The sequence below is a fragment of the Alteromonas sp. AWJ4_197 genome (genome assembly GCF_056160285.1).
Map to the genome: position 1 here is coordinate 1 of NZ_JBSWWW010000005.1, position 25,893 is coordinate 25,893.

The 25,893-nt window shown below is 46.0% G+C and carries 22 protein-coding genes and 1 tRNA gene; 16 read left to right on the plus strand and 7 right to left on the minus strand.

Annotated elements, in window-relative coordinates; all coding sequences use genetic code 11:
* Window positions 1–261 precede the first annotated feature (261 nt).
* Window positions 262–1,038 carry a hypothetical protein gene (locus ACXAGC_RS11655; protein ID WP_474844545.1) on the plus strand — a complete coding sequence of 259 codons (777 nt, stop codon included), beginning with the start codon at window positions 262–264 and terminating at the stop codon, window positions 1,036–1,038.
* A 315-nt stretch (window positions 1,039–1,353) separates the two neighbouring features.
* Here ACXAGC_RS11655 and ACXAGC_RS11660 read toward each other — a convergent pair whose 3' ends face one another.
* The gene (locus ACXAGC_RS11660; RefSeq protein WP_474844546.1) at window positions 1,354–1,755 is read right to left on the minus strand and encodes a hypothetical protein; all 402 of its coding nucleotides are present in this window, start codon (window positions 1,753–1,755) and stop codon (window positions 1,354–1,356) included.
* A gap of 270 nt (window positions 1,756–2,025) precedes the next feature.
* The gene (locus ACXAGC_RS11665; protein ID WP_474844547.1) at window positions 2,026–2,262 is read right to left on the minus strand and encodes a hypothetical protein; all 237 of its coding nucleotides are present in this window, start codon (window positions 2,260–2,262) and stop codon (window positions 2,026–2,028) included.
* A 313-nt stretch (window positions 2,263–2,575) separates the two neighbouring features.
* Between ACXAGC_RS11665 and ACXAGC_RS11670 the strand changes: the two genes are divergently transcribed.
* The 4 genes from ACXAGC_RS11670 (at window position 2,576) to ACXAGC_RS11685 (ending at window position 11,457) form a co-directional block, all read left to right on the plus strand.
* Entirely contained in the window at window positions 2,576–4,966 is a 2,391-nt protein-coding gene (locus ACXAGC_RS11670; protein WP_474844549.1) for a type I restriction-modification system subunit M, read from the plus strand.
* On the plus strand, window positions 4,966–6,375 hold the full coding sequence (locus ACXAGC_RS11675; RefSeq protein ID WP_474844550.1) for a restriction endonuclease subunit S: 1,410 nt from the start codon (window positions 4,966–4,968) through the stop codon (window positions 6,373–6,375). The genes ACXAGC_RS11670 and ACXAGC_RS11675 overlap by 1 nt, the downstream gene beginning before the upstream one ends.
* The gene (locus tag ACXAGC_RS11680) at window positions 6,372–9,623 is read left to right on the plus strand and encodes a type I restriction endonuclease subunit R (protein WP_474844552.1); all 3,252 of its coding nucleotides are present in this window, start codon (window positions 6,372–6,374) and stop codon (window positions 9,621–9,623) included. The genes ACXAGC_RS11675 and ACXAGC_RS11680 overlap by 4 nt, the downstream gene beginning before the upstream one ends.
* Window positions 9,624–9,840: 217 nt before the next feature.
* A complete protein-coding gene (locus ACXAGC_RS11685; protein ID WP_474844554.1) occupies window positions 9,841–11,457 on the plus strand; it encodes a tyrosine-type recombinase/integrase in 1,617 nt (538 codons plus the stop codon).
* A gap of 193 nt (window positions 11,458–11,650) precedes the next feature.
* On the opposite strand, the gene ACXAGC_RS11690 is transcribed toward ACXAGC_RS11685, so the two are convergent.
* A tRNA-Ile gene (locus tag ACXAGC_RS11690) sits at window positions 11,651–11,727 on the minus strand.
* Window positions 11,728–12,130: 403 nt separating this feature from the next.
* Here ACXAGC_RS11690 and ACXAGC_RS11695 point away from each other — a divergent pair.
* From ACXAGC_RS11695 to ACXAGC_RS11745, 11 genes are all read left to right on the plus strand, one after another.
* The gene (locus ACXAGC_RS11695; RefSeq protein ID WP_474844555.1) at window positions 12,131–12,850 is read left to right on the plus strand and encodes an MbnP family protein; all 720 of its coding nucleotides are present in this window, start codon (window positions 12,131–12,133) and stop codon (window positions 12,848–12,850) included.
* A gap of 118 nt (window positions 12,851–12,968) precedes the next feature.
* Entirely contained in the window at window positions 12,969–13,298 is a 330-nt protein-coding gene (locus ACXAGC_RS11700) for a hypothetical protein (protein ID WP_474844556.1), read from the plus strand.
* 190 nt (window positions 13,299–13,488) lie between these two features.
* Window positions 13,489–13,968, plus strand: coding sequence for a DUF3718 domain-containing protein (locus ACXAGC_RS11705; RefSeq protein ID WP_474844557.1), 480 nt, complete (start codon window positions 13,489–13,491; stop codon window positions 13,966–13,968).
* 17 nt (window positions 13,969–13,985) lie between these two features.
* Window positions 13,986–14,816 carry a LytR/AlgR family response regulator transcription factor gene (locus tag ACXAGC_RS11710; protein WP_474844558.1) on the plus strand — a complete coding sequence of 277 codons (831 nt, stop codon included), beginning with the start codon at window positions 13,986–13,988 and terminating at the stop codon, window positions 14,814–14,816.
* Window positions 14,817–14,885: 69 nt separating this feature from the next.
* Window positions 14,886–15,272 carry a CidA/LrgA family protein gene (locus ACXAGC_RS11715; protein ID WP_474844559.1) on the plus strand — a complete coding sequence of 129 codons (387 nt, stop codon included), beginning with the start codon at window positions 14,886–14,888 and terminating at the stop codon, window positions 15,270–15,272.
* A complete protein-coding gene (locus tag ACXAGC_RS11720) occupies window positions 15,269–16,009 on the plus strand; it encodes an LrgB family protein (protein ID WP_474844560.1) in 741 nt (246 codons plus the stop codon). Before ACXAGC_RS11715 ends, ACXAGC_RS11720 begins: the two co-directional genes overlap by 4 nt.
* Window positions 16,010–16,218: 209 nt before the next feature.
* Window positions 16,219–17,211 carry a response regulator gene (locus tag ACXAGC_RS11725; protein ID WP_119500426.1) on the plus strand — a complete coding sequence of 331 codons (993 nt, stop codon included), beginning with the start codon at window positions 16,219–16,221 and terminating at the stop codon, window positions 17,209–17,211.
* Window positions 17,211–17,702, plus strand: a complete 492-nt coding sequence (locus ACXAGC_RS11730; protein ID WP_119500427.1) for a PAS domain-containing protein — start codon at window positions 17,211–17,213, stop codon at window positions 17,700–17,702. The genes ACXAGC_RS11725 and ACXAGC_RS11730 overlap by 1 nt, the downstream gene beginning before the upstream one ends.
* Before the next feature lie 108 nt (window positions 17,703–17,810).
* The gene (locus tag ACXAGC_RS11735; protein ID WP_474844561.1) at window positions 17,811–19,472 is read left to right on the plus strand and encodes an Lcl C-terminal domain-containing protein; all 1,662 of its coding nucleotides are present in this window, start codon (window positions 17,811–17,813) and stop codon (window positions 19,470–19,472) included.
* Between the two features lie 2 nt (window positions 19,473–19,474).
* Window positions 19,475–19,981: an Lcl C-terminal domain-containing protein gene (locus ACXAGC_RS11740; protein ID WP_303574488.1), complete on the plus strand. Its 507-nt coding sequence runs from the start codon at window positions 19,475–19,477 to the stop codon at window positions 19,979–19,981.
* Between the two features lie 110 nt (window positions 19,982–20,091).
* A complete protein-coding gene (locus ACXAGC_RS11745; RefSeq protein ID WP_119500430.1) occupies window positions 20,092–20,871 on the plus strand; it encodes a DUF2884 family protein in 780 nt (259 codons plus the stop codon).
* A gap of 4 nt (window positions 20,872–20,875) precedes the next feature.
* Here the strand turns inward: ACXAGC_RS11745 and hemW are convergent, their stop codons facing one another.
* From hemW to ACXAGC_RS11765, 4 genes are all read right to left on the minus strand, one after another.
* Window positions 20,876–22,015 (minus strand): radical SAM family heme chaperone HemW, encoded by a 1,140-nt coding sequence (gene hemW / locus ACXAGC_RS11750; protein WP_474844562.1) that lies wholly within the window; start codon window positions 22,013–22,015, stop codon window positions 20,876–20,878.
* Window positions 22,008–22,610: an RdgB/HAM1 family non-canonical purine NTP pyrophosphatase gene (gene rdgB / locus ACXAGC_RS11755; protein ID WP_474844563.1), complete on the minus strand. Its 603-nt coding sequence runs from the start codon at window positions 22,608–22,610 to the stop codon at window positions 22,008–22,010. Before rdgB ends, hemW begins: the two co-directional genes overlap by 8 nt.
* Before the next feature lie 19 nt (window positions 22,611–22,629).
* The gene (gene srmB, locus ACXAGC_RS11760) at window positions 22,630–23,841 is read right to left on the minus strand and encodes an ATP-dependent RNA helicase SrmB (RefSeq protein ID WP_474844564.1); all 1,212 of its coding nucleotides are present in this window, start codon (window positions 23,839–23,841) and stop codon (window positions 22,630–22,632) included.
* A gap of 66 nt (window positions 23,842–23,907) precedes the next feature.
* Entirely contained in the window at window positions 23,908–25,860 is a 1,953-nt protein-coding gene (locus tag ACXAGC_RS11765; protein ID WP_474844565.1) for a RecQ family ATP-dependent DNA helicase, read from the minus strand.
* Window positions 25,861–25,893: the final 33 nt, after the last annotated feature.

Below are 25,893 nucleotides of genomic sequence, written 5' to 3' on the forward strand. Positions count from 1 at the left end.
TTCAATTTTAAATTCTTCAGGGTAGCGTTTACCGCTCATAAGCACCTCTCTTTTCAGTTAGTTTATCTAACTGAGAGGCGTCTAGGAAATTAGTGGCGATTCAGCAAGCAATTCCAAAGCACTATACGAAGTAGCTTGTACAAAAGGTGATGCTAGCTTACCTTGCTGGCATTACCTGCTGGTAATCCATCTCCTTTGAATAAATAAGGGGATTTCGCTTTTCACTTCTCTACTTAATGTTATCAATAAGGAGAGATGATCATGAGCGTAGCGAGATTTGAAAGAGGAATTCTTAATAGGTACATCCAATCGACCTCAACCAAAGATAGGCATCAAGCAAAATTACTTAGCTTACTAGATTGGATTTGGCGTTGGGGATTCACGAGCACAGCTGTGCTGGAAGAGCTTTGGCGCTTGGATCGTTCAACTATAAACAGAATGGTTCGCAGGTATATCAATGATGGAATGGTTACCGAAGTTGCCACTTTCAGTTGCAGAGATAAAAGGCTTTTTCTGCTTAAGCCTGAAGGTTTGAGACTTTTACAGAGTTATCATGGTGAAACCCTCAAATACCCCGTGAAGCCTTCTACACTTAATTTCAAAACAATTACCCACGATCTAATGTGCCAGGCAATAGTTGCAAAAGGCTGCGCGGAAGGGCGATATCAGTTTTACGTTACAGAATCCGAGCAAGCGAAGGAGCATCAGAAGAAGACCAGGCGTTGTGACGCCATTGTTTTTGAAACTGAAACAGCTGAACTTGTGGGCATTGAAGTTGAGGCTTCAGCAAAAACAATACCTCATAGAAAAGACTGTCTGATAGCAACGCGACGCATGATTGAAGAAGAAAATCGGTTCAATCGCGTTCTCTATTTTTCTCATAAGCGAAAACACTTAAAAGATGCTGAAAGGGTGCATCGGAAACTTTTCGACAAGCCGGAAAACTGTTTGGATGCTGATTGGTTTAATACTCATTTAAAACTTGTATATTCACGAGAGTATATCGATATGCTCTATCACAAATTCTGGCTCCATTGATCCTTTAATAATTCTTGTCTATAAAGTAAAAAATGCCCCTGCTATTTTCAGCAGGGGCTTTTTTTGTCGTTAGTCTTTAAACTTAGCATTAAGTCCAGCTATAACTGGGAAAGTTACTATTCACGTACTGTGAAAAGAAACTAAAGTGGCGGCGAGATTTGCAGTACCCGCCAGTTAGTAGGCCAGCAATGAGTTGCTGGGACGCCAACTGCAACGTCGGCAGGTTTTATCCAGTTCATTGATAAATAGCCCCAGTGCAGGAAAAAAGGAGCCGTGAAGGCTCCCTGTGTGGAAATTTGACAAAATGTGGAGATGTCAATTGCAGCATAGTTCCATAAAGTTATCGAACGCCTCTTGCCAACGGTATAGTGAACTGTCAGAAAAAAATGCATCTTGTGAGAGCAGAAATATACGACGAAAGGCATGTTCTTCAACACTTTCTCTGCAATAGTTCTCTATCTCAGCATGAAACACATACATCACCACTTCCACTAGCTCAGCATCGATATATTGTTGCTGAAGTTTTTCTGGGAGCATGTGATGTAATGATTTACTGACAGACATTCCGTTTATACCCTTATCACCAAGATGGAGGTAAATTCCACCTTTCGAGTCAGGATCAAACAGCATTGCCACACGACTGAGATCGCTTTCTTTCCAGGGAGAACGGCTCATTCGGGTGTAAGTTTTATGAAACTCAATTTTTTGTGAACTCATGTTAAATACCAAGTAGTTGTCCTGGTATTAACTAAGCTTACGCTGCGGTTATTATGTTGTATTCATCTTTTATTCCTATTGTAAGCGTCACGTTCACGCTGAAGCTAAATGTGGCTAGCACGTGCATCTCGGCTTTCCTTGGTGTTTTTTCCATTTAAAATCAGAGCAGGCTAAAATATTTCTGTGCACAAACCTGATGACTCACCTCAAGCGTCGGTGCAGGAAGAATACAAAATTAAAAAATAAGAAAAGAATTCAAATTATGCTTTGTTACCAATCGCTGAAGCCGCTTGAATCGATGTCAAAACTATCGAAAGTGCTGGATTCATAGCTATTGTTATCAAAATTATAGCTGCTATTTTCAGTGTCAGTGCTTTCCGTAACACCGTAAGGATTTCCGTTAATAACTGTGCTCCCAACCATTGGAGACCCATCAATATTAACGGATGGCTCTACCGTCGACGAACTCGCATATCCCGAACCAAACAGTAAATTAAACAAGCCCATAACTAGCTCCATTTATCATTAATCTACTGACAAATGTTAATAAAAATGCTAGGTTTTAAAAGCACTTTCGTTGTCGCCAGACGCCTAAAGTGCTTGAGGTTTTATAGTCGAAATGGGTGATATAAGGACATAAAAAAAACCATTTGATTTCAGTTTTCTCTGATATGGGATTGTCTTCAAATAGCATATTTAATAATCAATCTTTTGTTTGCAAAGTATGCGTCCTTCTTAAATTTCCCACTGCTAAAGACTGCATCAATACAAGCTTAATTAATAAGTAATGCCGTAAACGGGGTCACTTCGGAAAATAACAATGATAACGAACAACAACTTTTCTCAAACCGCTGCCTTCATTTGGTCTGTTGCCGACCTGCTTCGCGGTGATTTCAAACAATCCCAGTACGGGCGCGTTATCCTTCCATTTACTTTGTTACGTCGCCTTGAATGTGTTCTGGAAGAGTCAAAGGACTCAGTAGTAAAAGAGGCTGAACGGGTAAAGGCAATGAACTTGCCCGAAGAAGCGCAGGAAAAAATGCTTTTAAGGGCAACTCAAAGCACTAATAACCCCAATGGTTTGTCGTTCTTCAATACCTCGCCGATGGATCTCGGCAAGATGGGGCAAAGTGATATCAAGGCTAACCTGGGTACATATATCCAAAGCTTTTCATCTGATGCCCGTGAAATATTTGAACATTTCAAATTCGACGAATTTGTAGGTCTGCTTGACGATGCCAACCTGCTTTACAAAGTCGTTAAGAAATTCGCTACTACAGACTTAAGCCCCAAACACATATCAAACCATGATATGGGGTTGGTGTTTGAAGAATTAATCCGACGCTTCGCTGAGAGTTCTAATGAAACGGCAGGGGAGCACTTTACCCCTCGCGATATTGTTCGCTTAACTACCTCTTTGGTATTCATGGAAGATGATGATGCGTTAACCAAAGAAGGCATTATCAGAACTATATACGATCCAACGGCTGGTACGGGCGGTTTCCTGTCTTCAGGGATGGAATACGTGCATGAGCTGAACCCCAATGCAGTCATGCGAGCATTTGGTCAGGAACTTAACCCAGAGTCATACGCTATCTGTAAAGCCGACATGCTGATAAAAGGGCAAGACGTAAGCCGTATCAAACTAGGTAATACGCTGTCGAACGACCAACTACCTGCCGACCAATTTGACTACATGCTTTCTAATCCACCGTTTGGCGTGGATTGGAAGAAAATTGAAAGTGATATTAAAGACGAGCACACCCTAAAAGGCTTTGATGGTCGCTTTGGGGCAGGTCTGCCCCGTGTATCAGACGGTTCCTTGCTCTTTCTCATGCATCTCATCAGTAAAATGCGAGATACACAGCCTGTTGATGGTGTTGTCAGCAACGGCGGGCGTATTGGCATCATTCTGAACGGTTCACCGCTGTTTACGGGTGGTGCGGGAAGCGGTGAAAGTGAAATTCGACGTTACATTTTAGAAGCTGACTTGCTGGAAGCTATCGTTTCATTGCCGACGGACATGTTTTACAACACGGGTATTGCTACTTACGTCTGGGTGCTAACGAACAAGAAGAAAGACGAACGTAAAGGCAAGGTGCAGCTTATCGATGGCTCAAACCTCTACGGAAAAATGCGTAAATCTCTCGGTTCAAAACGCAACCAGATGAGTGACGACGACATTAAAACAATCACTCGTGCATTTGGTGATTTTGAAGTCATTGACGCTCGTGAAATAGACAAACCATCAGAACAAAAATCAAATCGTGGACGTCAGTCCGCCAATGCGAAACAAGAAGCGCCAAAGACGTTTGCCAGCAAAATATTCAATACCTATGAGTTTGGGTATCGTCGTATAACGATTGAAAGACCATTACGTTTATCTTCTCAAATCACCGATGAAGCTATCGAATCCCTGCGTTTTGCACCTAAGCCTTTCAACATTGTAATGGAGCGAATTTACAGCGAATTTGGTTCATCATGGAACGAAGAGAATTATGGTGACTTAAGCCTGGTTCAGGTAGAGGTTCGAGCACTGATAAAAGCAGAATTCAGTGAACTGAAGGAAGCGCAAATTAAAGACGTGCTGAGTAGCAAATTGTGGTTATCCCAAAAAGCGTTAATGGAAGAGGTGCAAAAACTTCAGACCAAACTAGCTGACATTGCAGGTGGTAAAGACAAGCGTTCAGATGACTTTAACCAATTCGAAATCGATTACAGCAAAGCCCTGAAAGCGCTAAACATCAAATTTGATGCAAAAGAAAAAAAACAGTTTCTCGATGCCGTAACGACCAAAAACCCAGATGCAGAATGTGTCGTTGATAAAGCCCTGAAAAGTGACGAAAATCCGCTCTATGGTGCGTATGAATACGAAGGGTCTGTCAGCAAGTGGAAAGATAAAGTGGTGTCATTCAAACAGGACGGCGACCTGCGAGATAACGAAAATGTGCCGCTAGACCCAAGCGTAACAACGTCTGATTTAATCGAATCGTATTTCCTAAAAGAAGTAGCGCCTCATGTTTCAGACGCCTGGATTAATGCTGATAAGCGTGACGAGAAAGACGGTGAGATTGGAATTGTTGGCTATGAAATTCCGTTTAATCGGCATTTTTACGTTTACCAGCCGCCTCGTGATTTAGTTGAGATAGATAAAGATTTGGATGCAGTGAGCGCTGAAATTTTGCAGCTTTTGCAAGAGGTGCATTCATAATGTCAAAAATTACGACTATGAGTAAATATATGCCTTATCCAGACTATAAATATTCAGGAATTGAATGGTTAGGGCAAGTGCCTGAGCATTGGTTGCTATCACCAATTAAATTAATTTCAGATATAACTCTTGGCAAAATGCTAACACCTAATGACAAGGGAGGAATGTTTAAAAAACCATATTTAAGGGCAAAGAATCTGCAATGGCAGTCAGTTGACGTCTCTGATGTCAAAGAGATGTGGTTTGATGAAAATGAGCTTAAATCTCTTGCCCTCAAAGATAAAGATTTACTTGTGAGTGAAGGCGGTGAAGTTGGTAGAACCAGTATTTGGAAATCTGAACTTGAGGAATGTTACATTCAAAACTCTGTAAACAGAGTTCGTTTAAAACACGGTTTGCCCACCTTTTATTTGTATCAATTTATCGCCTGTGGAAAATACGGTTACTTTGATTCAATAGTTAATCGTATAAGTATTGCGCATTTGACGAAAGAAAAATTGGGAAGTGTTGTTATGGCTTCACCGCCTATAGAGGAACAAACCCAAATTGCTAATTTCCTTGACCGTGAAACCCGCAAAATCGACACCCTAATAGAAAAGCAGCAACAGCTTATCAAACTCCTAAAAGAGAAACGCCAAGCGGTTATCAGCCATGCCGTAACCAAGGGTTTAAATCCTGACGCACCGATGAAAGATTCAGGTGTGGAATGGTTGGGTGAAGTGCCAGAACATTGGAGTTCAGCAACTCCGATTAAGTACCTATCTTCATTGAAAGGACGATTAGGTTGGCAAGGTTTAAAAGCCGATGAGTATAAAGATGACGGCCCTCATGTGGTAAGTAGTGCTCATTTTAACAACCATGAGATAAGCTGGGATATGTGCCCTAGAGTTTCTGAAGAAAGATATGAGTTGGATTCAAATATCCAGCTTGAAAGTGGTGACATCTTGCTAATGAAAGATGGTGCAGCAATGGGGAAACTTGCTTATGTCGATGACTTGCCAGGAAAAGCCTGCCTCAATAGTCATTTGCTACTCTTTAGACCTTTGCAAAGAGACGGTGTTAAGACTTTTCACACCAAATTTATGTTTTACTTAATGCAAACTGAGCACTTTCAAGGTTTTATTAGAAATAATGGTACAGGTGCTACTTTTCTTGGAATTTCACAGCAAGCCATTGGAAATCATCGATTAATCTTGCCTGATTATGAAGAGCAACTCTCTATTGCAAAGTTTTTGGACGAACAAGTAAGTAAATTAAGCGCACTTGAAAGCAAAAAAAATCAGATGATGGCGCTTTTATATGAGCGACGAGCAGCCTTAATCTCAGCGGCAGTCACAGGCAAAATTGATGTCCGAAACTGGCAACCAACAGATAATAAGAGTACAGAGGAAATTGAGGTAACAGCATGAGCACGGATGCAACGCAGGAACGGATTTTCCAGGACGATATTATTGGTCAAATGTTGGCTAACGGTTGGCAGCTAGGTCAGCCTGAAAACTACAATTGTGAATCTGCTCTGTATCAACAAGATGTTCTGGCCTTTATAAAAGAAACCCAGCCAAAAGAATGGGAGAAGTTCTGTAAGGTATTTTCTATTGATTCAGAGCGCCATTTCCTAGATGCGTTGGTCACTCAGCTAAAGAAAGCGGATATCAACGCGACAGATCAGGCTTCCCGAACCTATGGCACTTTGGGTGTTCTGCGTCATGGGTTAAAAATTCGTAATGCGCGTTTTTCTTTATGCCAGTTCAAACCAGAACATGATTTAAACCCTGATACGCTTATTCGCTATCAGAAGAACATCTGTCGTGTTGTGCCTGAGTTGGTGTATAGCCCTTATGCAACGGCAGAGCATCTTGCTGCAACGGGAAAGGCGTCTAAAAAATGGCGAATCGATCTCGTTTTGTTTGTGAATGGGTTACCAGTATCAACACTTGAACTTAAGTCTGAATTTAAACAAGCTGTTGAAAATGCGATTAAGCAATACAAGCGAACCCGTTTACCCAAAGATCCAGCTTCCAAGAAAATTGAACCACTGCTTGCCTTTAAACGTGGTGCACTGGTGCATTTTGCTGTTAGTCAGTACGAAGTGTATATGGCGACTAAACTCGCTGGCGACGAGACATTTTTCTTACCCTTCAACAAAGGGACAAGCGAGGGCGGTGCAGGTAATGAGATCCCAGAAGATGCAGACCGCTATGCCACTGATTATCTATGGAATGAAGTGTTAACGCCCGATAATCTGCTTAATATTATTGGTCGGTTTATTCATCTTCAGATTGAAGAGAAAGAAGACTGGGAAGGGCGCAAGAGCAAAAAGGAAACGCTGATATTTCCTCGCTATCACCAGTGGAACGTTGTCACGAAACTGATTAATGCAGCGGTTGAAGAAGGTACAGGTAATAAGTACCTGATTCAGCACAGTGCAGGCTCTGGTAAATCTAATTCCATCGCGTGGACAGCACACCAGTTATCTACATTGTATGATGCAAATGGTAATAAGCAGTTTCACTCCGTTATTGTAGTAACAGATCGCACGGTATTAGATGATCAGCTACAGGATACCATTTATCAGTTTGAACACGCTGATGGTGTGGTAGGGCGCATCAATAATAAAGAAGGCGATGGCTCCAAATCTGAAAAGCTGGCACAAGCTCTGGAAACATCTCAACCAATCATCATTGTTACCATTCAAACATTCCCGTTCGTCTTACGCGCTATTGAGAATTCAACTTCGCTGAAAGAACGTAGTTACGCAGTGATAGCCGATGAAGCTCATTCCTCACAAAGTGGCTCTACGGCGCGTCAGTTAAAAGAAGTATTGATGACAGACGAAGTGGATGATGATACGGAGCTAACATCTGAAGATATTCTGGACGCAACTATCGCTGCCCGAAGAGGTAGCGCTAATTTAAATTACTATGCGTTCACTGCGACACCGAAAGCCAAAACGCTGGAACTATTCGGGCGCTTACCTAATCCAGATATGCCCGCTTCAAAGCAGAATAAACCGGAAGCTTTTCATGTGTATTCCATGCGCCAGGCTATAGAGGAAGGCTTTATTCTGGATGTATTGAAGAACTACACCAATTATCAGGTGGCGTATCAATTAGCACAGAAGATTGAGGCGGCCGACAAAGAGGTTGATAGTAAGAAAGCGAAGGTCAAGCTAAGTCAATGGGTGCGCCTGCATGAGTACAACATCTCACAGAAAGTGAAGGTGATTGTAGAGCACTTCAAAGACAATATAATGGGGTTATTGGGCGGTCAGGCGAAAGCTATGGTTGTAACCAGCTCACGTAAGGAAGCGGTGAGATATAAACTGGCTTTTGATAAGTATGTTACTGAGAAAGGGTATCAATCGATACGGGCATTGGTTGCCTTTTCTGGCGAAGTCGAGTTTAACCCTAATGACCCTGATGCTGTTGCGTTACTAGATCAGAAGTTCACTGAAAAGAGCATGAACCCTGATTTGAAGCAGGATATGCGAAAGGCTTTTGATACGGATAGTTATCAGTTGATGCTGGTTGCAAACAAGTTCCAGACCGGATTTGACCAGCCGAAGCTATGCGCGATGTACGTGGATAAAAAGCTCGGTGGGGTGGAGTGTGTACAAACGCTATCACGACTAAACCGCACTTACCCTGGTAAAGCGGAAAGTGGCACATTTGTGCTGGACTTCTTCAACGATCCCCAAGATATCCTCGATGCATTCCAGCCCTATTATCAAACTGCGGAACTCACAGATGTTACCAATCCTGATATCGTGTTTGAGTTATTTGAGAAGCTTCGTACTAGCGGCATTTTCCTCTGGAACGAAGTAGAGCAATTCTGTGATGCTTTCTTTACCAAAAACAAATCCAATGCCGCTATTAGTAATATCTGTAAGCCAGCGGTAGATAGATGGCAGAAACGCTACAGCTCAGCCGTAGAAGCCTATATACAAGCTAAAGAAATGTTCGAGCGTACCAAGAAAACAGGCGACGCTGTATTAATAGCTAACGCTGAAAACAGCTTTAAAGATTGCAAGCAAGAAAAAGACAGACTTGAGATATTCAAAAAAGACTTGGGAAGCTTTACCCGTTTCTATGAGTTCATGTCTCAAATTGTCGATTATGATGATAAAGAACTTGAAAAGCTGAGCTTATACGCAAGACACTTACGCCCATTGCTACGGGAAAAAGTTATTGATGAAGATGATATCGATTTAGCCAATGTGGTTATGAGCCATTATCGTCTGTCTAAAATTCGACAGCAGGATATTAAGCTTCAGGAAGACAGCGCTGATTACAAGCTGGAACCAAATAGTGATGTTGGAACAGCAAAAGCCAAGGACAAGAAAGAAGAGTTCCTGTCTCAAATACTTGAACGGCTGAACGAAGTATTTATCACAGATAACCTTACCGACAAAGACATGGTGAACTACGCCTACACGGTGCGTGACAAGCTTAGTGAAAATAGCGCTGTAATGACGCAGATAGCCAATAACACACCTGAACAAGCAATGCTGGGTGATTTTCCCAAAGCCATCGACGACGCCATCCTGAGCAGCGGAGAAGCGCATCAGGAGCAAATGATGCAACTCCTTTCAGACCCAATGAAAACCGCAGCGTTTGCCAGGGTGATTTTTGATATGTTGAATAGCCAGAAAGCATAGACTGAACCATAGCATCTAGGTGTAAATAACGACGAAAGAGTCGAAATTGGTCTCGCTGAACATCACAGTCAGAACCCTAAGTAAACTTTTTCGTCAGAGAATTTCTAAAATATACATGTATATATTTGGCTTCACTGGCGTACTGCTGGTTTTACTATTCTTTTTTCAAAAAATGTAATTAAAATGGGGTGTTAGATTAGTAGCTGAGTAGTAAAAATTGAGTAATCTAACACTTCCTATTTCTTCAGAATCAGCTCGTTCTGAGCTGAAAATCACAACTTTTTCTTTTGCGGCGGGTTCGGCGTTCAGTTCGGGACTTGGTATGCGTGATTGTAACTTACAGCAGAATGAATCTGCTCATTTCGACATTGAAGCGATAGATAAAATAAGACTAAAAAGACTTCGTGACTTAAGTATTTTAAACGAGAAAATTGCAGCAGCTTGGGCAGGCAGACATGGGGTCTCTGCCTGCGAAGCTTTAAGAAACATAAGGAGGCAAGGGAAAATGCTTCCAAAATCTCTGATGAAACATCGACTTGATGAGTATCGAGAAAAAGGCTCTCAATTTTCACTCTCAAATATAACTATTGATAAAATATCAGCAACGTTGTTCGATTTACTCGTTAATGACTCAAAACGAAAGTTCTCTTTGAAAATTAATGAAGTCAAAGGCGTCAAGTTCGAAACTGCGAAGAATTTAATCTCAATCACAGTGCACTCTTCAAAGAATCAACGCTGTAAGTTGGGCGAGCTGACAAAAGATACTTTCACAACAGCAAACGTAAAAGGCTTTGTTTCACGTTACTTAAGGGTTCAAAAAAAACTAGAACGTCGGCCAAGCACTGAAGAATACCGACTACATTCTTTAGAAGTGACAACCGTAGCAGATCTTATCAGAACACACATTGAATTTAACGTGAAGATAAATCACGGCGAGGATTCTAGTGAAGAAAAATTATTTGGGAGTCTGGAGCGGCTTCATTTATCACGTACTCACGACGTTACCCTTCCAAACAAACGAGTGGAGGGTATATGTATTCTTAACGAGAAGCTTTGTGGTCTCACGCCAGCCCGCTTCTCTAGCTACATGCAAGCGTATGAAGAGCAGTCTGGGACTCACGACAAGATATTAACGCGTTTGACAGCAGCATTTAACTTCTGTCACGAGCAGAATTTGTTCAAAACTGGGAAGTTTTTTTATTTCCATAAGCGAGTTCGACGAATTTCTGAAGCTCGCCACGTTGCTGTCAGTGATGACGACTTAATGTTGATGAGTGATTATCTGATTCAAGAAAACTTTTCATCAGAACGAATGTATCGAGAATTTTCACTTTTTATGCAACTTGAAATGACTGGGCACTTTCGAACTCAGCAAACAGTCACACTGAAATATAATCAGATTGATTTTAAAAATTGTAAGTTACAAACATTCGCGAAAGGTGGAAATAAGGTTACGCTTTACCTTTCAGAAGAGGCTTGTTTAAAGATAAAGGCACATCGGGTCTGGCAAAAAGAGTCTGGAATCTGTTCAGACTGCCTGTTTCCGTCCCCCTTCAACTCATCGGTTCCTCGCGCAAACTTTGAAAACGAATGGTCAAAAATGCGTATCGCACTGGGATTCTTTGATACTGAACTCGATACTTTCAAGTATCGGCTGCACGACTTTCGAGAGACACTATTAACACGAATCGATGATCTATCTGACCCGATTTTATCTAAGTTGCTTGGTCATACCAGCGGGCAAGCTCTTAAACACTATAGAGAAGCGCAAGCTAAAAATACGAAAGTGGCAGCAGAGCTGGCTCAAAAACGACTTAATGACAAAGTTGCTTAGTAAGAAAGTCACTTGAACGCTAAGCATAAACGATAACTGTTGTTGTAGTAGATGAGTTCAAAATTTCAAATATCGAGAAAGATATATTGCAATAATGAGCTTAATCGTTAGTATCGAAGGTGGAACAGAAGTGGAACGAAGTACCCTTGAATTCTCTCAAGCCCTTGTAAATAAAGGGTTTGGGGGGAGGAAATGGTGGCCCCACCTGGACTCGAACCAGGGACCTAACGATTATGAGTCGTGTGCTCTAACCAACTGAGCTATAGGGCCATTCTAACTTTAAGAAGCTTGTGTGGAGAGCCAGTGTTTGCTGCAGAACTGCGCACTGGTTTTTACAAGCGGGGCGAAGTATAAGCAGTTTTTTGTGGCTTGTCACCCTATACAGTCTGTGAATTCAATTGCCTGGCGAAAAGTTGTTCAGCCTGCTGTTGTAACACCCGGCGGTTAATGTTGTTAGTAAAAAGCGTATGGCTTCCGCGCACCTCATTCTTTGCCCCGTTAGTCTTTTGTCTGGTTGACGAAATGGTGGCTGCCCGCTCACTATGGTGGCGGTGTAAGTTTTAAATTAAGCGTAATTATGAACATGAAATGGATTTTCCTGATCCCGGCTTTTCTGATGCTGACAGGCTGCGGCGATCTGTTCGGGAGCAGCAGAGCCCCCGGAGATATCCCCTTGGAATTTACCGACCTCTCATTAGGTGAAGACTGTGCCTGGGAAGTCACGGTGGATAAAGATCTGTGGAAAATAAACTATCTGGCTTTTTATCTGAGCCAACCGGAAGTGAAAGTGGAGGGCAGATGGGTACCACTGAACTTCGTCAATAACGACTGGCAGTCAGATAAAGTCGCCTTTTTGCAGTTTCATCATGCCTGCGATAAAAAGCTGAATAACAATCATATTCTGTTGGATGCCAATGAAGCTTTGCTAAGCAGAGCTACAGAACTGCGCCTGACGATGGGGCTTAATTTTGATGAGAACCATTCATTGCCGGTGGAACAAACACCGCCGCTGGACAAACCAACGATGTACCAGTCGGTGAATGCCGGACATAACTTCTTCCGTGTGGAATTACAAAATACCCGCGAGCCGGGCGCCATCTGGTCGTTTTTACTGGCCAGCGGAGGATGCAATGGAGTGAATGCTGAAACGAAGCCGTCAGATTGTGCGTTTCCCAATCGTGTAACGGTGAAGTTACCTATGGCCCAGAACGTGTCGGACCTCAGCTTGCTGGCGAAGCTGCAACAAATTCTGTTCCGCGTTGATTTAAAAGCGGTTACGGAATGTAATATGGCCGGTTCTCACGATAAAAGCTGTGAAAAAGTCATGAAAAATCTCACCGGTAGGGAATGGTTGCGTTGGGACGCGCCTGAAAAGGTATACCTGAAATCCTGAGGGTATGAACCTAAGTCGGTGGTTTAAGGCGAAATTTGCCTGTGGCGTAGTGCAAGGTTTCAGATTCTTTGCTATCTTTCCTTTACACTAATTTTAGCCAGCCAGCATGGAGATAAGAATGACTGAGAAGCCCTTCCTGGTAAGTGGCCGCAATACCATTATTCATAAAGTTCGTAAATTCGATTTATTGATTGTTAACGGTGATGATAATCCGCCGGTAATCGTGACTCATAAAGGTATTAAGCGGTACGAAGGAAAAATCCCTGATAACAAGCGTGAAGCCAAAATGATGGACATGGAACTGGTTGATATTACAACCGGTGATGTTTTCGGTGACGAAAAGACACTGGTGTTCATTCAGACACTGAATGGAAAAGAATACAAGGTAGATTACAGCAAAGCTGAAACGCCGATGTTCATTAAAGTGCATCAGGACAGCGCTTTCTGATCTGCCATTGAACTACGCCTTCCGGAGCCCGGCAAATATCCCGGGCCGCTTTCAAACAGAACCTGAACTGACCTGCTTAATTCTTTTCCTCCCTCGTTTTTTACTCATCTTCGTACTAAATATGAATGTGACAAAATGTGTTTTTAGCACGATGTATTCCTTCTGTTGCCGATAAGTGAACGGCAAAAAAATGTTGTTCATCGCAAGATCTCAAAACTTTGCGATTCATCGATTCTTCACAGTCCTTTTAACAACACTTCTCTACGTTATCAATATCCTGACCATCGACCTGATGGAAGGTGATTTTAACAAGGAGACGACCATGAAATCTAAACTTCCCAAACGCAACACCGCGTTAATTGTCGCTGTTATCACCAGCGCGTCATTCATTATTCCTGTGACAAGCTCAAATGCAATTGCCGCAACCTATCCCAGATGGCTTGAGAGCAGCCTTGTATCTGTATGTCATGCTATCCGTAAGGATGATACCCGTGCTTTAAAAAACGCAGTAAGAGATTCGAGGGTGTCACTGAAAGTTCTTCATGAAGGATTAGTCTGTAATGGTGAAGATATGATGTCCTTTGCAGAGCGCCACCGTGCAATGGACACCAGTGAATTGATCGCGAGACGACTAAAGCTTCAGGATGAAACATTAACAGCCCGGCGTTAACCCCGGCAGGTACGAACATGGAAAGTCAAAACGGTACCGGCAGCCACACAGAAGTTGTAGCCGGTCCGCTACCCCTGCTTAGTGTACTGGTGATGATTGAGAATGAGCAGTATCATTCGTCACTCAGGCTGATATTAGAAGATATCCCGCAGGTTGGATGTGTGACAATATGCCGTACCCCCGAAGAACTTTACTGGTTTAATGGTTCCCGCAACTCAATTTTAATAAGTTGTCTCAACTCTTTTGCTGTTACCGGCCCTCACCTATGTCCACTTGTTATTGCCGGCAGTACAAATGAGGAAGCTTTAAAGGCCTTCGCTATCAATGCTGGAGGATTTATCTCTATGCCTCCTTCAAAGGAAAATGTCCGGTCTTGTCTGCAACATCAGCACGCACTGTTCAGTGCCCGTACGGAACGCGCCGGTTATGAATCCGCTTGTAAAACTATTTCGCTCCAGGCTGGTATTTCCGTAAGCGCACTGAAAGCGAGGTTGAACCGTCAACTTAACCACCCGGGTTTTGAACGTCGCCTGAGTTTACGTTGTGCGGGAGAGTGGACATATCTTGAATATGGCGACATTATTTGGATAGAAGCTGCAGGGGACTATCTAGTTGTGCACTGTCTGTCTGAAAATCATGTTGTCCGTTGCTCGCTCTGTGATATGCAGCGCAAATTGCCGGATCAATTTATGCGTATCAGCCGCTCAGCCATAATTAATTGTACTGCTATTGTCAGAATCGATGAATGTTGCAAGCGCCCCCGGTTTATTCACTTGTCTGGCAACATAAAACTTAAGATAAGTCAGCATTATGCGATGAGAACATCACGTATCAATACTTCGAACTAAGACCATTGTCGGTTGTGAGACCCGGACTCTGTCAGATACACTGCCTTATCTCCATTAACACGGACGCCTATGAATAACCTGCTGCACATGCTTGCCGGTCTGGCTGCGATCTTTCTTTTTTATTTCGGCGGGGAGATGCTGGTAAGAGTATTAGCACTGCCGTTCCCCGGCACACTCGCCGGACTCTTAATGTTGCTCGCTTTTCAGTTTCTCCGCAGGAAAACCCCTGTCGTGCTGATATCGGGCGGGGCCCCGCTGTTAAGGCATATGGCGATGCTTTTTGTTCCTGCTGTGCTGGGCGTTGGCGTCTACTGGCAGCAAATCAATGAAAGCCTTACCGGCATCGGGTTAGCCATCATTGTTTCAACCACTGTCAGCCTGGGCCTCAGCGGGTGGATAGCGCAACGTTTATTGCAATCTGTTGCTGTGGATTCAGAAGAAGATCCTGGCTTATGACTGTTGTACAGGCATTTAATGACTGGTTTGCAAGTGTCTCTGCGCTCGTTGTGCCTTCTTTTTCGGCAACGGGATTAGTCTGGATAAGTATAACCATTGAGGCCTATTTACTCGCATTATCCGTTGCTCGCAGAACCCGGGGACATCCGCTGGCGAACCCTGTTCTGGTCACTGCGGTGATCACCGGCATGGTTATTTTGATAAGCGGGCAGGGAACGGGTAATTATCAGCATGAGGCGGGCTTTATTCACTGGTTACTGGGGCCGGCCACGGTAGCGCTGGCGATCCCTATGTATGCCCAGTGGCAAAAAATTCGTGAACTGGGCTGGCGTCTGGTTCTGGCGGTATTTCTTGCCGGCGTCATCGCACCGTTAACAGCATGGCTGACAGTGTGGTTTTATGATACACCACTGGCTATTCAGATGACCATGCTGGCGAAGTCCATTACTACGCCGCTGGCGATGGAGGCGACTGCGCAAATCAATGGTATTCCTGCGCTGGCTGCTGTATTCGTTATCACTACAGGTATTGTAGGGGCGGTAATTGCGCCGGGGGTCTATCACTTGTTAAATGTCACTCTGCCGCAAGCCCGTGGTGTCGCGCTGGGGGCTGTGTGTCATGCAGTGGGGACCGCCAAAGCATTGCAAATGAGTGAGCGCACCGGCGCGCTGGCAACGTTGGGGTTGTGTCTGAACGGCATCATGACGGCGATTATCCTGCCTTTATTGTTTGCGTAACAGTGTCATTAGCAGGAACCTGAGTTTAAAAAATAACCGCCGTGTTACACCAATGACGAATGGAAATTACTCAGAATCCTGCTATCAATGTATAAGGGATTCAGTTGACTGAAAACTGTTGTATGCACGGTGTACAATGTTCATGGTCAGACAATTTCTGCAAAAGATTTCGCAATTCTGCGAAGGCTAAAGGAAGGTAATCTTTTTACATGATTTCGGTATTGGTTTGTGACGACTCGCTGGTAGCACGCAAACAGGTAGCAAAGTGCTTGCCGCCTGACTGGGATGTCGCTGTTCATTTCGCCAAAAATGGTCAGGAAGCGGTTGCCGCTTTAGAGCAGGGCAAAGGACAACTGTTATTACTGGATTTGAATATGCCGGTGATGGACGGATACGCCACCTTGCAGGCCATTCAGGATAAGGGGCTGAAAACCAAAGTTGTTGTGATCTCCGGGGATATACAGCCCGAGGCCCATGAACGGGTAACCCGTCTGGGAGCACTGGAGTTTATTCGCAAGCCTGTGGACCCTGCAACGCTGGAAAGCGTGCTGGTTAAACATAATTTGCTGGAAAACGAGCCGGAAGTTGAAGAGTCCGTTGAACTGGATCCGGATATCCGCGACTGCTATCAGGAAATCACTAATATTGCCATGGGACGGGCGGGAGACCACCTTGCGCGGACGATGAATGTGTTTGTTCACCTGCCTATTCCCAATGTGAATCTTATTGAAGCATCTGAAATGCGCATGATGCTGTCGGATATAGACAGCCATGAGCAGGTAACGGCAGTGTGTCAGGGCTTTATCGGCTCAGGGATCCGCGGCGAAGTCATGTGTATTCTCAGTGATTCAAGCTTTGAAGATGTGGCAAAAATTCTCGATGTGCAGGAGGATGTGGACGATCAGTTGCAGCTTGAGTTGCTAATGGATGCGGCCAGTATCCTTATCGGCACCTGCCTCACTGGCCTGGCGCAACAAATGGACGTGACTTTTGCACAGGGGCAGCCCATTGTTCTGGGGCAGCACCGTGCGATTACCGATATTATTCAGACTAATCAGGTGAAGTGGAAACGTACTCTGGCGATTGAACTGAGTTACGGGCTGGAAGGCTACAATGTGAATTGTGACCTGTTAATTCTTTTCACCGAAGACTCTATGCAAACCATGAACGCCAAACTTGCTCATTTACTGGAGGATATGTAATGCAGGACAGTGAATTAGAGCAAATGCAGTCTTTCCACTGGATGATGGATATGCTGCAAAGTGTTGATGTTGGTATTATCGTTCTGGACAGAGCATTTCAGGTAAAGGTATGGAATGGCTTCATGGAAAGCCACAGCGGGCTCTTACCCAGCGAAGTGCGTGACAAAACCTTATTCAGCATTTTCCCTCACATCAATGAAAGCTGGTTTGCAAAAAAATGCAAACCTGTATTTGAGTTGAAAACCCGGGCATTCATGACCTGGGAGCAGCGGCCTCATTTGTTCAAGTTTCACAATTACCGGCCGATTACAGGTAATGAGCCGTACATGTATCAGAATATCACATTGGCACCTTTAACATCGGCGAACGGGAAAACCGACCATATCAGCGTAATGATTTACGATATGACGGATATCGCGTCCGGTAAAAAGCAACTTGAAGCGTTGCAGGTGAGCAGTGAAGAACGCAGGGAAAGACGTTCACCACAATAAACTGAATACACCGGCGTTTTCTTTTTCAGAGGGTAAGACGACGTGATGTTTCGAATTTCTCCACACCTTCCGTGCCGGCACGGGTTCACCGTTTTCTTGATGAGTCTTATGCTGAGTGCATGCGGCGGAGGCGGCGGTGATGACTCCGGTGGCACGCCCACTAATCCCAATGCGATTTACGTGAATGCCGGTGCCGATATTGAAGTACTGGAGGCCACGGACGCCAGTTTGAGTGGCAGTGCTACAGGCAATACCGATGGCGCGACCTGGCGCTGGTCTGTAACGCCTTCTGCCACTATCACGCAGGATGACAATACTGTTGCAGACGCGGTTTTTACTGCACCTGTCGTTACCACCGATACGTCGTTTGTTGTTACCCTGACAGTCACCAATAGCAGCGGTAACAGCGATTCTGATACCTTAAATATTCTGGTCAGGCCGGTAAATGTGTCACCGACAGCTGTGATCACGCCGGAGCAGGAAGCCGGTCAGCCGCAGAATACATATTCTGCCGGCAGTACCGTGGAGCTGAGCGGGTCGGCCAGTACTGACGAGGATGCACCGGATTCAGCAAACCCCATTGCAGCCTGGGAGTGGCAACAAACTTCAGGTAACAGTGTTTTAAATGGTATCGCCACTGATCAGCCTTCGATAACCATTACTATGCCGGTGGAAACCAGTGCGCAGGCGCTGACACTGACGCTGACTGTTACTGATGCAGAAGGTGCCACAGATACCGCCACTGTTACCCTGAATACATTGTCAGAAAGCCAGACCTTACCAAAGGTCAGTGCCGGCAACGACCAGACGGTATTCAGTGGTGAGCGGATTGTCCTCAATGGCGTTGCAAGTACGACGGTATCCGCCGGTTTACCGCTACTCAGCGAATGGGAAGCGTCAGGCAGTGCCGGTATGGTCCGCGATGCAGATGCTCTTTCAACGTATGCGATTGCGCCGCAGGTCGATGTGGAAACGCAAATGAGTTATACCCTTGCCGTGAGTGATGCCTTCGGTCATATCGTCTATGACGAAATTTTCGTTACCGTCCGTCCCATGCCCGTTCCTTTGTTAAACGACACCGGCGTTACAGTGCAGGCGAATAATACAGCCTACGCCAATACCCAGCAGAACGATTTTCCCGGTCAGGACGGACAGCGGGGGGGGGATGTGATCAGTGCTGCCGGTTTCCTTGAAAAGGCAGGCCGTGGTAAAGCGGGTTTTGATTTCACCAAACTCAATAGCAACGGTGATGAAGAAGACGATACGTCGCAGGCCTGGTCTTGTGTACGTGATAACATCACCGGTCTTATCTGGGAGAAGAAAACCGACGATGCCGGACTTCGTGATGCAGATAACACCTATTCCTGGTTTTTCTCTGCGCAAAACGGAGGTTATCAGGGCCCGCAGACTACGACTACCGCCAGCTGTACAATGACTAACTGTAACACTCAGGCTTATGTCAGTGCGGTAAACGCTCAGGGCCTGTGCGGGTTCTACGACTGGCGTATGCCGACACATCAGGAACTGATGTCGATTATTCATTTCGGTCAGCCCAGCGGCGTGATGCTTGATGATGACTATTTTCCTTTCGCCGGCACACTGGCGGCCGGTGAGGACAAGTTATGGTACTGGACCCGCATGCCAAGTGCTGACGGCGTGTCCGGTGATGCGGCACAAAATGCCTGGGCACTGGATTTTGCTTCCGGCCTGGATAACTTCTTAATCAAATCGAGCCCGGCGCGTGTGCGTCTGGTAAGGGCAGGGAGATAAGCATGAAACCTGTATTTGTATTGTTATGCTGGCTGTTTTCGGCGTCTTTAATGGCTCAGACCTGTCTGGGTGATGGTATTGAAACCGCCGGCGAGGACGATTTTGAAGATTTGGGTGACGGCGAAGTGCTGCATATTGAAACTCAGCTAATCTGGCAGCGTTGCTCACTGGGTCAGACCTGGAACGGGACAACCTGCACAGGCACCGCCACTAAATATAACTGGCAGGAAGCACTCATTGCTGCGCAGGAAGCCGATGCCGTTGATCTTGCCGGGTTGCGTTTACCTAACATCAAAGAGCTGTCGACCATTACTGAACGCTTGTGTGTACGCCCTGCGATTAACGAAGCTATTTTCCCTAATACACCGCCGGATGATTTCTGGACATCAACGCCTTCACTGGAAGATCCGGTACGTTCCTGGGTAGTCGCATTTTTTAATGCCAGCCACTCAATTAAAGAAAAGGACAGATTTGTTTACGTGCGTTTAGTGCGTACACAGCTTGATTAGCCGTTAACAGCCCTTATAATGCCGCGATTTATTCAACCTGAATTTTAGCAGGTTGGACTTGTCGCGGCTTTTTATTTAGGGGTAAGGCGTACACAATGCTACGCATGAGAATGCGAAAATTATTATCTGCTTTGCGAGTTCCGCTGGTGTTTTTCACCACGGTGCCTTTTTGTGCGTCAGCAGATATATCCTGTGACATCGACTTTGCCTATGGTCTGGTGGTTAACGAACATCAGTTACGGATCCTTGATAAGAGCCGTACTGTCGTTCAGATCAACGACCAGGATCAGCTGTTCGTAAAAGGTCGCTGGCAAAACCTGAGTGTACCCGAGCGCCGTTGGCTCCGTGATTATTCGCGGGGACTGCACTATGTTGTTCCCAAGATGATTATTCTGGCGACAGAAGGTGTAGATCTGGCAGCAGATACCGTGGATAACGTATATCAGGGGCTGGTGGGAACCGATCACGAAAGTTACGAGAAGCTGCAGCACGCAATGAAGCGCGTGCGTAACCGTGTTAAAGACAAGTTCCGTCATGCCAGTAACCATTACTTTATCGGCCCGGGATCACTGGAAAGTGTCGACCACTTTGTCGACAGTGAAATTGAAGCTGAACTGGAGCAGGCTATCTCAATGTCCATCGGCGGTATTCTTTCAGCCATTGGCGGCATGGATGAAAACCGGGTAGATTTAAGCAGCGAAAGGGTGGAAGAAATCACCCGTCAGCTTGAGGCCGTAGGTGAGCAACTGGATTTTGAAGCAGGGCCGGCATCACTGAACAATAAAGCCCAGTGGTTCTGTGACAAACTACACCGTCTGAATAACCTGGAAGAAAAGCTGCGCAAGCATATCCCTGCGCTGAAACCTTACGACATTATTATTTCGGAATAAATCGTTAAACAAATGCTGAGAGCAGACTGTTAAGGTATCGTCTGCCTTTTGCCGTCACCTGCCAGTGCAACTCCGATTCTTCAATCAATCCCTGCTCACGGGCTTTAGAAAGCTCTGCTAATTCCTGAGATGATAATGCCTGTCCGGTAAAATCAGTAAAATCCTGCTTGGGGCAGGGTTCCACAAGGCGAAACCGGTTCATGAAAAATTCGAAGGCTAAATCTTCTTTTTCTACCGTTGAGGAATTATCGAGATAGGGGCGGGCAATATCCATATAGCCTCTGGGATGCTTCACTTTTACTGTACGGACTATTTCACCGCTGTTGATATCTGTGATTTTACCGTGAGCACCACAGCCTATCCCCAGGTAATCACCGAAGCGCCAGTAATTCAGATTGTGCTGACACTGGAAGCCGGGTTGGCTGTAACCGGAAATTTCATACTGTTCAAAGCCGGCAGCTTTAAGCCTCTTATGCCCCTGTGACTGGATTTCCCATAGAATATCATCATCGGGCAGCTCTGGAGGCTTTGAGTAAAACGGTGTGTTGGGCTCAATGGTGAGCTGATACCAGGAAAGATGGCGTGGAGACATGGCAATGGCACGGTCTAAATCGTCCAGCGCATTTGAAATACTCTGATCCGGTAAGCCGTGCATCAAATCCACATTAAAACTGTTCAGCGGTGCAGCCTTCGCCAGAGTGATGGCCCGGCTTGCCTGGTCAGTATCGTGAATGCGGCCAAGGGCTTTAAGGTGATGGTTCTGAAAGCTCTGGATCCCCATGGAAATCCTGTTTACTCCGGCCTGAGCATAGCCGTCAAAGCGTCCCGCTTCCACAGTACCGGGATTAGCCTCAAGAGTGATTTCAGCATGCTCAGACAACGCTACCCGTTGTTTAACGCCGTCCAGCAGGGTTGCTATGGATTCTGCGGAAAACAAGCTTGGCGTACCGCCGCCGATAAAAAGACTGGTGATCTCGCGTCCTTTTACGCGGGCTGCGTCAATAGCCAGATCGTCCAGCAAATGGGCGACATATTCATTTTCAGGAAGCGATGACTTCAATCCGTGTGAGTTGAAGTCGCAGTAAGGGCATTTCTGAACACACCAGGGAATGTGGATATACAGGCCCAGAGAGGGATTACGCAAAAGTTTGTCTCATTTGTTCGAGCAGAAATGCCATGGCCTGACCACGATGGCTGATTTGATTTTTAACCTGACGGTCCAGTTCAGCGGCGGTACATTCATGGGAAGGTACATAAAACACCGGATCATACCCGAAACCGCCGTGACCGGCCTGAGAATCCGTAATCGTGCCATGCCAGTAACCCTGACTGATAAGCGGAACCGGATCGTCTGCATGACGCATGAACACCAGCATACAAAAGAAATGTGCACGGCGGTTTGCTTTACCATCCAGCGCTTCCAGCAACTTACCAATGTTATCACTGTCGCTGGCCTGTGCTCCGGCGTAGCGGGCGGAATAGATACCAGGCGCACCGCCAAGTGCATTCACTACCAACCCTGAGTCGTCTGCAATCGCCGGCAAGCCGGTGACTTTAGCTGCATGACGGGCTTTGATAATGGCGTTCTCCACGAATGTGGTGCCTGTTTCCGGAACGTCTTCCACGCCGAGTTCTTTTTGCGGAACCACGGTCACGTTCAGCGCTGAAAACAGGCGGGTGAATTCCTTCACTTTGCCGGCGTTACCGGATGCCAGTACAATTTTTTCAGGAAATGACATATCAAACCGTCCTTACTGATTACTTACTTTTCTTTTTCGCTGTGGCGGCTTTTTTCTTTTTGGCCTTTTTCTTCGCGGTGTTTTTCGGAGCTTTATGCTTAGGCCGCAAATCTTTTACGAAACGGGATTTAAGCGGTTCACCGGTATAACGCTCAACTCTACCTACCATGTCGAAGTCGTGAGCTTCAATCAGTGATATGGCGGTACCTTTTGCGCCTGCACGACCGGTGCGGCCAATACGGTGAACGTAGATATCGGCCTTGCGGGGCATATCGAAGTTGATGACATGACTGACGTTAGGTACGTCTATGCCACGGGCAGCAACATCGGTTGCCAGCAGTACGGGGACTTTTCCGGATTTAAACCGTAGCAGGGCGTCATTGCGTTTATCCTGCGGCATTTCTCCCTGCAGCCAGCACACTTCAATTTTCTCTGACATCAGAAAATCTTTCAGTGCCTGCAGGCGCTCGCGGGTTTTTATAAACACCACCGCATTGGTAATGTCGTTTTTAAGAATATGCACCAGCATGGCCTGTTTGTGGGCCATGTCATCCGCCAGGTGATACCACTGATGAGTTTTCGCTTTTTCCTTCCGTGAAGGATTCGCTTCTACCTCAACCGGATCATTAAGAATATCGCGGGAGAAAAACTTCACCCCCGGCCCTTCCAGTGTGGCGGAGAACAGCATGTTCTGTTTACGCCAGCGGGCTTCCGAGGCAATCTGACCCACAATGGCACCAAACCCCATGTCGAGCATACGATCTGCCTCATCCAGGATAAGGCATTCAATATTGCGACAATCCGCAGACTCTTTCTCGATATGCTCAAATAAGCGCCCCGGCGTGGCCACCAGGATATCCAGATTCTGGCTCAGTGTTTCTCTGTCTGTACCATAGTTTATGCCGCCGGTAATTACGCCGCATACCAGTTCGGTATAACGGGTAATTGCCCGTGCCTGCTCATACACCTGTAAGGCAAGTTCACGGGTTGGCGTAAGAATAAGGATGCGTGTCGAACCGGGTTCCCGACGTGGGAAATCCAGTAAAAACTGGCATGCAGGCAGCAAAAAGGCCGCCGTTTTTCCGGTTCCGGTAGGGGCCGATGCGAGGATATCTTTGCCGTCCATCGCCGGCGGGATCACGAGAGACTGAATGGAAGTCGGGTTTTTAAATCCCATCTCCGTAACAGCCTGACAGAGGCTGTCATCAAGCTCTAATTCTTCAAAGGTCATTCGGTGTTTTTGCGTCGCGAAAATAAAGGCATATTGTAGCACCTCACCGCTGTGTTTTGATAACTATTATCCCGAAACTGCGCCTTCAGATTCATTCACAACAGAATTGGCACAGCAGAGGAGTGCGTGATAAGCCGTCTCTTCGTATTTTCCGAACTGCGGCTGCTGCTTTGCCTTGATTTTGGTGAAAACGGGTTGGGTAAGTCCGGCCATGAAGCGACTCAGCAAGACAGGTGTCAGCATCTGTGCCGGCAGCTTTTCAGAAAGCCAGTTGCGGGCCAGTTGGATGTCAGTGTCGATATTGCCGGACTGAGCTTCTGAGTTATCACGGCTAAGACTCAGTGATTGCCCCCTGCATACTGAGCAATGCCCGCAGTGTTCAGGTGCATGCTGATCGCCGAAGTACAATGCCAGATTGTGATTCAGGCAGCGGTCGAGATTGAAAAAGCGTAGCATGGTAGCAATACGGGCAATTTCTGATTCTTCATTCTTGCAGGCATACTGATAAAGGTTGCCGGCAAGGTCGGGGGTGAATAACTCGGGGTTCACCCGGTACACATCGGTGAGTTGTTTGGTTTCCAGTTCAGCCTGTCCGTTGTCAGCCAGTTGCTCCAGCAGACTCAGCACCATTCCCCTCAGGAATCCTTGGTGTTGAAGGGCGTCGAAATCCGGAACGCCCCAAATTTTCCTGAAGCGGGTGTGGCTGACAATGGCGTCGAACAGTCCCTGATGCTCCTGCGGTAAGTGCTGTGTAATTTGCTCAGGAGTCGTCAGCCATTTTACCTTTACGTCTTCGTAGTAGCTGTATTCAGGTTCAACCGCGCCGGCGAGTTCGAGCTGCACCAGCAGCGTCTTCAGTGGTAAAGGGCGAATATTGGTGGTTTGCGACAGCGACCAGGCCCTTGTTTCCCACTGATCATTTAGCGTGTTGGCCGTGATTTCATTAAGTAGTGTATCAATGGCATGCTTTTCAGGTGTGTCGCCATAGACAAAGTTTTCCAGCACGTTAATGCCGTCCAGACTGGCCAGCAGTACGCACCGGCTTTTCTGTCCGTCACGTCCGGCACGACCGATTTCCTGACTGTAATTTTCTATGGATTTCGGGAGATCGTAATGCACCACGAAACGGATATCTGCTTTATCGATACCCATACCAAAGGCGATGGTTGCCACAATGATGCGTGTTTCACCCGCCATAAAGCGATTTTGAATAGCAGCACGGTTGTCGTTACCAAGGCCTGCATGATAAGAAACCGCAGAATAACCTGCTGCTTGTAACTGTCCGGCAAGTTCATCCGCCGTTTTTTGCTGGGTGACATACACAATCCCGGCACCGGCAGTTTCATCAAGTACTTGCGTGAGCAACGGGAATTTACCGGTGTTCTGTGCCGGAATCAGGTCTATATCCAGGTTAGCCCTGTAGAATCCCGTTTGTACGATGTGCTGCAGGCCGATATCGAATTTCTGCGCCATGTCTTTTTGTACCCGGCGCATCGCCGTAGCGGTGAGCAATAGCACCAGCGGAATGTTCAGTGACTGGCGGTAGCGGGGCAGTTTAAGATAGTCGGGACGAAAATTGTGCCCCCATTCGGAGATACAATGGGCTTCATCCACCACCAGCATGGATACAGGAATGCTGTCGATGAAGCGGCGGAAGCGCTCGTTTTTAAATCGCTCTACCGAAATCATCAGGATCTTAAGCTCGCCATCACGGGCCAGCTGCATCACCTGCTGGCTGTCTTCTTTGCTCAGAGTGGAATCCAGGCTGGAAGCTGCAATACCCTTACTCCGCAGAAATGCCAGCTGATCATGCATCAGCGCAATGAGCGGCGAAATCACCAGTGTGAGATGGGGCAATTGTGTCGCGGTGAACTGATAACACAAAGACTTCCCTGAACCGGTGGGAAACACCGCCAGCGAAGAATGACCGGCCAGAAGCTGCTCAATAGTCTGTTGCTGACCTTCGCGGAAACCGTCGAAGCCAAAACGTTGTTGAAGCTGTTGTATCAGGGTGTGCATATTGTTATTCAATAAGTGATTTAGACTGATATT